Source organism: Roseixanthobacter finlandensis (assembly GCF_043195105.2).
Lineage (GTDB): Bacteria > Pseudomonadota > Alphaproteobacteria > Rhizobiales > Xanthobacteraceae > NCEH01.
In genome coordinates this window covers 2,349,679-2,362,046 of record NZ_CM195536.1, presented here as the reverse complement: position 1 = coordinate 2,362,046, position 12,368 = coordinate 2,349,679, and the positions used below count along the sequence as shown (strand labels likewise).

Annotated in this window: 3 protein-coding genes; all 3 read right to left on the bottom strand. The window is 69.0% G+C overall.

Going from position 1 to position 12,368, the window contains the following annotated elements; genetic code table 11:
• Positions 1–3: 3 nt before the first annotated feature.
• The 3 genes from V5G24_RS11015 to V5G24_RS11005 all read right to left on the bottom strand — a co-directional run bounded on the left by V5G24_RS11015 (position 4) and on the right by V5G24_RS11005 (position 12,362).
• Positions 4–10,590 carry a hypothetical protein gene (locus V5G24_RS11015; RefSeq protein ID WP_394082750.1) on the bottom strand — a complete coding sequence of 3,529 codons (10,587 nt, stop codon included), beginning with the start codon at positions 10,588–10,590 and terminating at the stop codon, positions 4–6.
• Positions 10,591–11,011: 421 nt separating this feature from the next.
• On the bottom strand, positions 11,012–11,677 hold the full coding sequence (locus V5G24_RS11010) for a hypothetical protein (RefSeq protein ID WP_394082752.1): 666 nt from the start codon (positions 11,675–11,677) through the stop codon (positions 11,012–11,014).
• Between the two features lie 55 nt (positions 11,678–11,732).
• Positions 11,733–12,362 (bottom strand): invasion associated locus B family protein, encoded by a 630-nt coding sequence (locus V5G24_RS11005; RefSeq protein WP_394082754.1) that lies wholly within the window; start codon positions 12,360–12,362, stop codon positions 11,733–11,735.
• Between the last annotated feature and the right edge of the window lie 6 nt (positions 12,363–12,368).

Sequence of the window (12,368 nt, the reverse complement as noted above, 5' to 3'; positions counted from 1 at the left end):
GCCTCAGAAATGCACCGCGATGCGCGCCATCCCGGCCTGGGACAGGAAATCCTGGCCGACGCTGACGCCATAATCCAGTTTGAATTCCCAATTCTTCGCCGTCACCAATTGCAGGCCCATGTCGAAATTGCCGAGCATGTCCGGGGTGTAGGTGACGGTGTCGAATGTCCCGGTGCCGACCGGCGCTCCGAGCAGATAGGAGGTCGTGATCCAGCTGCCGTTGGACAGGAAGCTGGCGCCGAGGCTCGCAAACGGACGCAGGACCGTGCCGTCGGCGAGATCGACGCGGGTGCCGACCTCCACCGTCGGGCTGACGATGAAGGTGGTCTGGCTCGCGCCGAGCACCCGCAATTCCGCCCCGCTGATGCCGGCTTCGCTGTAGCCGGGGACGTTCATATAAGACACGTCCAGGTCCACATAGGGCCTCACATACCAGCCCGTCTGCGGCATCTCGTAGGCAAGGCGCAGGCGGCCCGTGACGTTATAGACGTCGATCGAGCTTTCAGGCGCCGCGGCCAGCGCCGTGACGACGCGCTGGCTGTCGATGTTCACCCAGCCGAAATCCACCGCCCCGGAAATCAGCCAGGGGCCGATCTGGCGCTTCAGCGCGGCCGTCACATCAAAGCCGCTGCCGCTCGCGGAGCTGATATCGGCCGAGGAACTGGTCCAGCTCTGCTGGTAGGCGCCGGACAGGGCGAAGAACCAATCCTGCTGCAATTCGCGCTGCACCCCGGCCTGCAAGGTGACTGTGTCGGTCGAGAAGCCCTGGTTTTCGAAGGTGCCGGACTGGCTGGTCCGGCCGACGATCACCCGCGCCCAGCTGCATTGGTCTTCCTGCAACAACAGGCCGTCGCCCGCGAACATGGGGCAGCTCATGGTGCGGTTCAGCACCGCCCGGCTCTCCATGATGCGACTGGCCGGGCCCGCGCCATTGAGTTCCGGCGACAGCGCTTTGAGCGCCTGACGATATTGCGCGTCCGTCGCGGTGTTCAGCAATGTGTTGAACAGCGATGCCGTAGTCCCGAGCGTGCCGCTGTTCCAGATGCTTTGCAGATGGTTGGCCGCCGCCGCGCCATTGGCCGACAATTTGCTGCCCGGCGGCGTGAAATCGGCGCTTGGAGAGAGCGACACGCTGTTCCCAGCCACCGCGGCATTCCATTGATAGACCAGGGAATTGTCCACAACGCTCGCAGTGAACCCGGCGAGCGTCCCGGCCTCAAGCACCGTGAACGAGGTGTTTGGCGCGATGCTGAGCGGGTTCGCCTGGAGCGTGCCGGCCACGTTCGCGGTACCGGACACGCTGAACAGGTCCGAGCGATGGGAGGTGGCATCCAGATCCAGCGCGATTGCCCCGGTGGAGACGAAATTGCCCGCGAGCGTGCTGGTGGCCAAGGTGCCGAGCCCGCCCGGGCTGAGCGTGCCCCAGTTGGTCAGGATGCCGCCGTTCAGATTGATGGTGCGGCCTGAATTGAAGACGCCGCCAGCCTGGTTGATGAAGCTGCCGGCGCCCGTCCCGAGGTCGACACTGCCGGTCACTGTGCCGGCATTGGTGACGATCTCATTTCCGCCGCCGGCGAGAATGGCGACATTGCCCAGCGCGCTGACTGAGGCGCCGGAGGCGATGGTGATAGTGTTGTCGGCGCCGCCCGAAAGCATGATGCCCGCGCCGCGCTCATCCTTGCCGCCGATCACGGTGCCGCCGCCGAGGATGTCGATGGTGATCGGCCCGGCGCCGCCCGGCCCGGTGGAAAGCGCGAAGATGCCGGGTGAATTGGCGCCCGTTGCGACGACAAGGCCCGAAACCGTCACGTTCACGGCCCCGCCGATGCCGGAGCCTCCAGCCGAGCCGTTCATCGCCTGCGTGCCGGACTGCGCGGTTCCGCCCCCGCCGCCGATGGATTGCGCGTTGACCGCCGCCGCGTTCGCGCCCGACGTGCCGACGCTGCCGCTGACGGTCAGGTTCACCGTGCCGCCGTTCCCCGTGCCGCCCCCGGTGCCGGCGGAACTGTCGGCGACGGTGAAGAATGTACTGGATGCATCGCCGCCGAGCCCGCCGCCGCCGCCGATCGATTGCGCGAACAGGCCGCTCGCTCCGGCGCCCTGCGTCGCCACGATGCCGGCGAGCGTGAAGGAGACCTCTTCTCCATTGCCGCCCCCGCCCCCCGCGCCGCCGAATGCAAGGCTCGCGAGGCCAGTGGCGCCGCTGGTGGCGGCAAGCCCGCCGCCGCCGCCGATCGATTGCAGCAGGATGCCGTGGGAATTCACGCCGCTGGTGCTGATGAAGCCGGTGCTCGCGAGCGTGCCGCCCACCTTGCCGCCGTCATTGCCGCTGCCACCGGAACCACCCAAGGTCAGCGCCAGAGAGGCGGTGCCCTGCGCCGCGCTGGCGCTGGTCAATGTTATGCCGCCGCCGCCGCCGATGGATTGGGCGAGCACGCCGATGGCATTGCGGCCCGAGGTCACGATGTCGCCGTTCAGCGTCAGCGCGACCGTGCCGCCGATATTGCCGCTGCCGCCCCTGCCGCCGAGCGACAGCGATCCATTCACGCTGCCGTCGGCGGCATCCGCGGACACCGCCGAGGCGCGGCCGCCGCCGCCGCCGATCGACTGGGCGACCACGCCATTGGCACCCTCGCCGGCGGTCGAAATGAGGCCGGCCTGTGTGAAGCTGACCTGTTCGCCCGCGCCTCCGCCTCCCCCGCTGCCGCCGAGGGCGGCGCTCAAGGTCATGTCGGTTTTCTGGCCCTTCACGATGCTGGTGGCGAGCACGGCATTGCCGCCGCCGCCGCCGATAGATTGCAACAAAACGCCGTCGGAGCCGGCGCCCGTGGTCTGGATCGTGCTGTTGAGGGCGACCTTGACCGCGCCCCCATTGCTGCCGGAACCGCCCGCGCCGCCGACGGTGGCGGACAGGCTCGCGATGCCGCTGCCGCCGGTCGTCGAGCTGGAGGACGAACCCTTGCCGCCGCCGCCGCCGATGGACTGGGCGACGAGGCCTGCGGCATCGTGGCCAGTCGTGCTGATGGAGGTTCCGGCCTGCTGCGCCGTACCGATATTGATCGTGACGAGGCCGCCAGCGCCGCCGGAGCCGCCACCGCCGCCGACGCTCACGCCCAGCGACAGGCCATTGCCGCCGCCGCCATCCGCATCGCCTTTGCCCGCCGCACCCACGCCGCCGCCGCCGCCGATGGACTGGACGAGGATAGCATCGGCCGCGTCGCCGCTGGTGGAGAGAACACCCGTGCCGGTGCTGGTGAGGCTGACTCCATAGCCGGCCCCGCCGGCCCCACCGCCCCCGCCGATGGATGCGCCGACCGCGATCTTGCTGCTCGCCGCATGGGTGGCGCTGCCCGCAACGCCGCCGCCGCCGCCGATCGACTGGGCAAGGATCGCGCTCGCACCATGGCCCTCAGTCGAAATCGAGCCGCTTTGCGTGAGGGTGATTGCGCCGCCATCGCCGCCCGTGCCGCCATCGCCGGCCAGCGCGAATGCCACGCTCGCCTTGCCGCCTGTGCCGGTGGCGCCGGTGGTCGCCGCATTCCCGCCGCCGCCGCCGATGGATTGGGCAAGAATGCCGTGGCTGAAATCGCCCTTGGTGGTGACGACCGAACTCTGCGTCACATAGACCCCGCCGCCCACACCGCCCGTGCCGCCGGCCCCGCCGAGGGTCGCGGAGAGATTGACGTCGCTTTTCTGGTCCTTCGCGATGCTGCTGGACAGCGCTGCATTGCCGCCGCCGCCGCCGATGGACTGCGCGACGATGCCGTTCGCATGGGCGCCGAGCGTCGCGATGGTATTGGCGTTATCCACATGGACCGCGCCGCCGGTCGCGCCGGTTCCACCCGAGCCGCCGAGGCTGGTGGAAATGGTCGCCGCGCCGGAACCGCCGCTGGTCGAGGAGGCGCCGCCGCCGCGCCCGCCGCCACCGCCCACCGATTGGGCCAGGATGCCGTTCGATCCGTCACCGGACGTGGAAATGGCCGCGCCCGCAAGGCCAAGGCCGCCGTTCGTGACGATCACCTCGCCGCCGGTGCCCCCGGTGCCGCCCGACCCTCCCATGGTCAGCGTAAGACCGAGGCCGTTGCCCCCTGCCCCGTCCGCCTTGCCGCTGCCCGCTCCCCCATTGCCGCCGCCGCCGCCGATGGATTGGGCGATGATCGCGTCCGCCTGGTCGCCTGTCGTGGCGATCTGGCCGGAGGTCTGGTTCTGGATCAGAACCTGGACTTTGCCGCCCGATCCACCGACCCCGCCCGCGCCGCCGAGGGCCGCGCCGAGCGAAATCTTCGCCGTCGCGCCATTGTTGGTGCTGCCACCCGCACCGCCGCCGCTGCCGACCGACTGGGCCAGGATCGCCGTCGCATTCGCGCCCGCCGTGACGAGCGTCCCCGAACTGGTCACCGTGACCGCGCCCCCGTTGCCGCCATATCCGCCCGTGCCGCCAAGGCCGAGCGTGACGCCCACCGTGCCGCCGCCGGTGCTGTCATGGGCGCCGCCCGCGACACCGCCGCCGCCGCCGATGGATTGTGCCAGGATCGCGCGCGAGAACGCGCCTTCGGTCGCGATGGTGCTGATGTTGTTCACCACCACAGCGGCGCCATATCCGCCCAGCCCGCCGGTTCCGCCGAGCGTCGCGGAGACATTGGCATCGCTCTTCGTGCCGCTGGCGTCGGAACTTGCCAGATGCGCGCTGCCGCCGCCCCCGCCGATGGATTGGGCGAGAATGCCGTCCGCATGGGCTTCGATGGTGGCGATGAAATTGTTGTTTTTCACCGTCACGGCGCCGCCGTTCCCACCCGCGCCGCCGCTGCCGCCGACGGTCGCGGAAATCGCCGCGACGCCGCCATTCGAAGAAGTGGAAGTGGAGGATGTCGCCCCGCCCTTGCCGCCGCCCCCGCCGATCGACTGGGCAAGGATGCCGGCAGCCCCGCTCCCGTTGGTCAGGATGCCGCCGTCATTGGTGACCGTCACCGTGCCGCCGGTCCCGCCCGATCCCGCGCCGCCGCCGATGCCGATGGAAAGAGACGCCGCGTCCGATCCCGTCGCCTTGCTCTTGCTGGAGCCGGATCCCGCGTCGCCGCCGGCCCCACCGATGGATTGGGCGAGAATGCCGTTGGAATCCTGTCCGCCCGTGGAGAGGAATCCGCCGCTCGTGACCGTGACCGTGCCGCCGGTCCCAGATCCACCACCGGTGCCGCCGAGACTGCCGCCGATATCGAGCTTCGCGCTGGACGCCGCATTGGCATTTCCGCCGCTGCCGCCGCCGCCGCCCACCGACTGGGCAGTGATGGCATTGGCATTGCGCCCGGTGGTGGTGATTGTCGAAGCGGCCCCGGTCGTGGTGACCGTGACCGTGCCGCCGTCGCCCGCACCGCCGCCCGCACCGCCGAGCGCGATGGCGGCAGACGCCTTGCCTCCAACCGCCGATGCGCCGGAACTTCCCGCCCGGCCGCCGCCGCCTCCCACCGACTGTGCGAGAATGCCCGTGCCATTGTCGCCGGCCGTGGAAATCGCCGCCGAGCTGGTGACGATGACCGTATTGCCATAGCCGGCGCTGCCGCCGGAGCCGCCAAGGTTTGCGGAAAGCTGGAACGCCGAACTGCCGCCGGTCGCATCGGTTGCGCTGGCGCCGCCCTTGCCGCCGCCGCCGCCCACGGATTGGGCGAAGAGGCCGACGGAATCGTCCCCCGACGTCTTGATGATGGCCGCGTTTGTGAGGGTGATCGTGCCGCCATTGCCGCCCGCGCCGCCCGACCCGCCCAGAGCCAAGGCGGCGCCGAAGGTGTTGCTGTCACCCGAGCTTTTCGTATCCGTGCCGACCGACGAGCCGGTCCCGCCGCCGCCGCCGATCGACTGGGCGATGACCGCGTCCGAGGCCGCGCCGGAGGTGGAGAGCGTTCCGCCGGTCAGCGAGACGATCACGGTTCCACCGTCGCCGCCGGGCGTGCCATTCGCCCCGACCGAGGCGCCGAGGCTGATCTTGGATCCTGATGCGGAGCTGTTGGCGTTTCCGGCCATGCCGCCGCCGCCGCCCACCGATTGCGCGATGATCGCCGCCGCATCGGCGCCTGCCGTGGAAATCGACCCGGAATCATAAGCCGAAACCGCGCCGCCCGCGCCGCCGGCCCCACCGGACGCACCGAGCGTGAAGGATAGGGAAACGACACCGCCAGATGATTTTCCGGCCGCCGCCCCCGCTTTGCCGCCGCCGCCGCCGACCGATTGGAGCAGCATGCCGGTGGAATGCTGGCCAGATGTGACGAGGGTGCCGGAATTGGTCACCGTCACCGCGCCGCCCGCCCCGCCGCCGCCGCCCGAGCCGCCCATGGTGGCGGTCAGCGAGAATTTCGCGTTGCTGCCGTTTGAAGCCTTGCTCACGGCATCGCCCGTGGCACTGCCGCCGCTGCCGCCGCCGCCGCCCACGCTCTGGGCAAAAATGGCATCCGCATCGCCGCCGTGGGTGACGATGCTGCCCGAATTCGTGACAGTGACGCTGCCGCCTGCATTCGCCGTCGCGCCCGACCCGCCCATTGTCAACGTCAAGGCCGCGGTGCCGCCGGAGGCCGAGGCGGTGCCGCCGCCCGCATTGCCGCCGCCACCACCCACCGACTGGGCGACCACGCCGCGCGACCCTGCTCCATAAGTCAGCACGTTCCCGGAATTGGTGACCGTCACGGTGCCGCCCGCGCCGCCGGTTCCACCCGAGCCGCCGAGCGTGAAGGTGACGCCGAAAGCCAGCCGCGCCTCGGACGACCCATCCGCCGCGCCCACCCCGCCGGTGCCACCGCCGCCGCCCACCGATTGGGCGAGAATGCCGTCGGCGAAATTGCCGCTCGTCTTCACCAGGCCTTTATTGGTCACATAGGCTCCGGCACCCGCCCCGCCGCCGCCGCCCGTTCCCCCGAGCGACACCTCGGCGGAGAAGGAAATGCCGGCATGGCCCGGAACATAGGACGCCGCCGACGCGGTGGAATCGCCGCCTGCGCCGCCACCGCCGCCGATCGACTGGACAAGCATGCCAGTTGCCCCATCGCCGCTGGTGACGATCTTGGCGCCGCTCTCGTTGATCACCGTCACATTGCCACCACTACCACCGCCCGCACCAGAGCCGCCGATCGCGGCCGATACGGAGATGGACGGCACGTCCGCAGTGCCGACCGTGACCACCTTCGCCGCCGCCGATCCGCCATTGCCGCCGCCGCCACCGATCGACTGGGCGATGATGCCGAATGCGTCAGCACCCTGGGTGGTGATGGAGCTATAATTATAGACCTGGACGGTGGTGCCCGCCCCCGCTCCGACGCCGCCGGACCCACCGATGCTGACACCGAAGCTGATGCCGACGCTCGCCGACAGATCATAGGCCGCGCCGCCGGTGCCGCCGCCGCCGCCAACCGATTGCGCGACAATGCCGCTGGAGCGGCCGCCCTGGGTGACGATGGCGCCGGCATTGTTCACCTGCACCGAGCCGGAATCGCCGCCCGAACCGCCCGATCCGCCAAGCCCAAGCTGGACCAGATCAAGCCCGAATCCCTCGGCATCGCCGCCATTGCCGCCGCCGCCGCCGATCGATTGGGCGACGATGGCATTGGCGCTGCTGCCGGACGTCTGCAACGATCCGGAATTGGAAACCGTGACCGCGCCACCGGCGCCGCCCCCGCCGGCACTGCCGCCGATCTGGGCGGAGCCGAGCACAGAGACCGCCAGGGTCCCGCCGCCATGCCCGCCGCCGCCACCGATCGACTGGGCATGCAGCGCGATCGAGCCATCGCCCGCCGTCGTTACGGTGGCCGCGTTGACGATATGCGCGTATCCGGCATTGCCGCCGGACGCGCCATCCCCGCCGACGGCGACGATCACGGCGTCGGCGGAGCCGGCGGAACCACCGCCGCCGCCAATGGACTGCACCAGGATGCCGGCCGAGGCCGCGCCCTGGGTCAAGATCGTCACGCCTTTCGCCGCCGAGGCATAGGCCGTGCCCGACGTGCCGCTGACGCCGTTGAGGCTGACCGGGGCCTGCGCGCTGAGCACGGTCAGCACGCCGCCACCGCCGATGGATTGCACCACGACCGCTGCGGCATAGGCGCCGCTGGTCGTGACGCTGCCACCCGTGAGAACGGCGCTCGCCAGGGCGCTGGTGCCGCTGTCCCCGCCCGAACCGCTGGTGGAATCGAACACTGCGTCCGAACTGCCGCCTGCCCCGCCGCCACCGGCGATGCTTTGCACGACAATTCCGGAAGACCCCTGGCCGCTGGTGGAGACCGTGCCCGCACTGGTCACATAGGCGTTGCCGGCATTGCCTCCGGTTCCGCCCACCGCGCCCTGGGAATTGCCGAATGCAATCGCCTCCCCGCCCTGGGCGCCAAGTCCGCCGAGGCTCTGTGCGGCGAGACCGAAGGCGCTCGCACCCGTTGTCGTCACCGAGCCGTTGGCATTCAGCGTGATGCTGGCGTTTCCACCGTTTCCGCCGTTTCCGCCGTTGCCGCCCTTGGCTTGGTAGGGGCTGCCCGCATTGCCGCCCGCCCCGCCGGCGCCGCCTTGGCTGCGCGCCTGAATGCCGTAGACCGTGCCGCTGCCGGTGTTGCCGACGGTGATCGTGCTGCCGGTGGTGACGGTAGCCGAACCGCCGCCGCCGCCATTGCCGCCCTGACCGCCAATATTGATTGTGATCGTGCCGTTGGTACCGGCATAGGCACCGGCACCCCCCGTGCCGCCGACCGAGGCGATCGTGATGCCGCTCCCGGAGGTGGCGGAAAAGACGCCATCGCCCGACACGCTCACCGTGCCGCCGGTGCCGCCGTCCTGTGCCGATCCGCCAACGGAGAAATTCCCATCGGAATTGGTGACACCGCCCGCACCGCCCGCACCGCCCGTGGAAACGAGCGCGGCGGCCGTGCCGACGGTGGTCACGTTCACCGTGCCATACAGTTTCAGGCTCGCAGTGCCGGCATTGCCGGCATAGCCACCGTTATACCCCACGGCATTGCTTGAATTGCTTTCGCCTTTCCCGCCCGTGCCTCCGGTACCGCCGGTGGATGCGATGAGAATGCCGGCGCCCGCGGTCGAGGTCACCGTTGTGTTCGTCAGCGACAGGCCCACATTGCCGGCCGCCCCGCCGCTGCCCCCCTTCGCGCCGTAGGAATAGTTCGTCGCGCTGTCGCCCATTCCGCCGGCACCGCCGGCGCCGCCCACCGAAACAATGGTGATGGCGGTGCCGGCCGCGGTCACGGAAGAGCCCGTGAAAGTGCCATAGGCCGTTCCGCCCGCCCCTCCGGTTCCCCCGGCGCCGCCGCGCCCATTGTCGGTGTCGCTGCTGCCATAGCCTCCCACGCCGCCGGCACCGCCGGTGGACTGGAGCTGAACGCCGCCGCTGGTGCCGCTGACACTCGCCGCCGTCAGCGTCAACGAAACCGCGCCACCCGTACCGGCATTGCCGCCGGCGCCGGCGGTTCCGTTCCATGTGTTGGAATAGGCCGCGCCGCCCGCGCCCGCGAGGCCGCCGATCGAATTAATGGCGATGCCCACGCCGCCCGAGGCAGATATGGTCGCATTGGAAACCGTGAGGCCGGCGGTCCCGGCATTGGCTCCAGCGCCACCCGCACCTCCGAAGGCAAGACCAAAATGGCTGGAGCCCTTTGCTCCGCCCAAGCCCCATCCGCCGGTCGAGAGCAGGCTGACGCCGGTGCCCGCGCTCGAAATCGTCGAATTGCTGATCTGGCTGGATACGGCGCCGCCAGCGCCAGCCGTGCCGCCGGCACCGGCGGTTGCCGTGTCCGTGGTGCTGCTGGCCGTGCCACCGGAGCCGCTGACCTGTCCCGACGATTGCAGGCTGATCGCCGCCCCGGTGCCACCCGTTGTTAGGGTGGAGCCGCTAAGGTTGAGGCTGACCGTGCTGCCGACGCCGCCGTTGCCACCGTTGCCGCCGCCCGAAACGTTGCTGTCCGTATCGCCCGAAGCGCCGCCGCCGCCATTGCCGCCCATGGCGAGCAGCACGATGCCGGACTGGCCGGTTGAAAGAGTGGTTCCGGCGACGGTGACGGCGATCGCGCCGGATCCACCGGCATTGCCGCCCGCACCGCCCTGTGCATTGGAGGTGTCGCTGCTGCCATAGGCGCCATTGCCGCCATTGCCGCCGTACGACTGGATCAGAACCGCGGTATTGTTGGTGCCGGCGTTAACATTGGTGATGGAGACCGTCTGCGCGCCACCCCCGCCACCCAGCCCGCCGGGGCCGCCCGTGCCGCTGCCGGTATCGCTGCTGCCATAGCCCCCATAGCCGCCGACGCCGCCGCGGCTGAGAATGGTGACGGCCGAAGCAAGCCCGGTTCCCGTGCCGACGACGGTGATATTCGTAGCGCCCAGCGTCCCGCCATTGCCGCCGGCGCCACCATACGCATCGGAGGTGTAGTCATCGACCGCATTTCCGGTCCCGCCGTTAAAGCCGAGCTGAATCGATGTGTAAGGCACATTGGCCTGGGCCTGCGCCAAAGCTGGTGCCACGCCGCCGGCAAGGAAGGCGATGCCGCACAGGGTCGTCGAAAGGGCTGTCGACAGGCGCAGCCGCGCGCTGGACGCGCCATAGACGGCACCCACTGCTTTTCCGCAGGCTGACCGCCCCGCAAGACTCTGTGTCATGACCCTGCGCCCCCCGGCGGCTCTGGAACATTGGCACCTTTCCATTTGAGGTATCACATTGCTGGCGCGACCCGCAATTACCTCGAAGCCTCGTTCTTCAACGCCTTTCGTCATATAAATGACGTCTTGCATACCTCTTCAAGACAATTTGACCCCAAGTGTACGCCAGCACTTCTAACGTATATTTCACAATTACAACCAATGATCTATGACCCGCGCGGCCTTGAAGCGACATCAAGGGGCGAAAGGCCTTTGGGCGTGCGCGAACCCTTCGAAAATCAAGAAGATTGATGATAAACCTTGCGGCAGGTGACCAGCGGCGCCGGCTCTCGGCTTCATTCGGCGTTGAGAGGCTTGGCCACCGCCAGTCAAAACCGGCTCAGGACCCGGAGCGCAGGGTCGTAACGGCCACGCAATTTTCGCCAACCGGCAGGAACAAGGTCTGTTCACCGGTGGGAAGCGCGTAGAAGGGCAGGTCCGACAGGGGCGACATGAGCTTGGAGCCGGGAGGCAGGAGCGAAGGCGCATCCTCGCAGCGCTGTTTGATCGGCACGACGCGCACCAAATTGCCTTCACAGGCGCTTGCCGTGGGCGCCACCAGGATCACGCCGGCCGCCTGTCCGGCCAAACGCGAACTGGCGCCGAATCGCATGCCGACCGTGCCTTGCACCGCATGCTGGTTGGGGGCGGTTTCCGCCACCTGGGTCTGGAAGGCATAATTCGCCCCCGTGGTCAGCGCCTTGCCGAGCATCGCATAGGTGGCGGCGCAGGTTTTCACGCCATTGGCCAAAGCATGGGCGGTGAACAGATCCTTGCCATCGCGCGCGCCCGACGGCACCTGATCTGACCGGCCCAGGAAGCCCGAGATGCCGCTGTGCTGCGAAACCACCACCCCGAGGCCGAAACAGACGAGGAGACTGGCCGCCGCCCCCGCCAACAGAAGAACGCGCCGCGTGGGAAAAAAGCGCCTCCGGCCAGCGGGATCGACGGGAGGCGTTCGGCTTGGCCCGATGATGCGTTCGTAGACGCTTTGTTTTTCAGTCATAAGCGTGGTTCCACAATGGCCCTGATGCGCGGAACGTCGCGCCATTCGTCTCGGCTCAGATCGCTGAAAGCGCCTGGGTCAGGCCGGCGAGCGGCGCGCGAAAAGACTCGTGCCGCGCCGAGCCATTCTCCTTGAGATCATAGGTAATTCCGATCACCCGCTCCGCCTCGATCGCCGCGCGCAGGCGGGACTCCAAGGACAGATAGGCGATACACAAGCGCTCGTTGCACCCATAAACCGGCACTGTGACGGGGGGCTGACCGTCACGAAGATCGAGCGCGACCGTCCCGGAACTGGCACCGGTCGGCGTCCGCAAAATCATGACCGGCCGGCCGTCGTCCATGGCGGCAAGCGACCAACTGAAGACGATTGCGCCCGAGGGTCCCAGGATCTCTTGCGAAATGTTGCAGACTTTCCGCTTCTTGACCCGGTTCTCATCGCAGATCAGCGTCCAGTTGGGGAACGGACGGATGGTTCGCAGATATTGGCCGAGCGGCACGTCCGGCGGCGGCACGACATCGGACGGCTTCACGAGGTAACCCTGCGAAAGCTCCTTTGACGCCGGAGGCTTCGCCGGTTCGCCCTTCTTGGCTTTCTCAGCGGAAAGCGCCGGGCCGCACCATATCAGCTGGAGCATGAGAGCCGAGGCGCACATCGCGCCCCGACGTCCCTTGGTGACCCACATGACTCG

Coding starts and splice junctions, on each gene's coding strand:
- V5G24_RS11010 (WP_394082752.1), bottom strand. CDS start 11,677: ATGACTGAAAAACAAAGCGTCTACGAACGCATCATCGGGCCAAGCCGA.
- V5G24_RS11005 (WP_394082754.1), bottom strand. CDS start 12,362: ATGTGGGTCACCAAGGGACGTCGGGGCGCGATGTGCGCCTCGGCTCTC.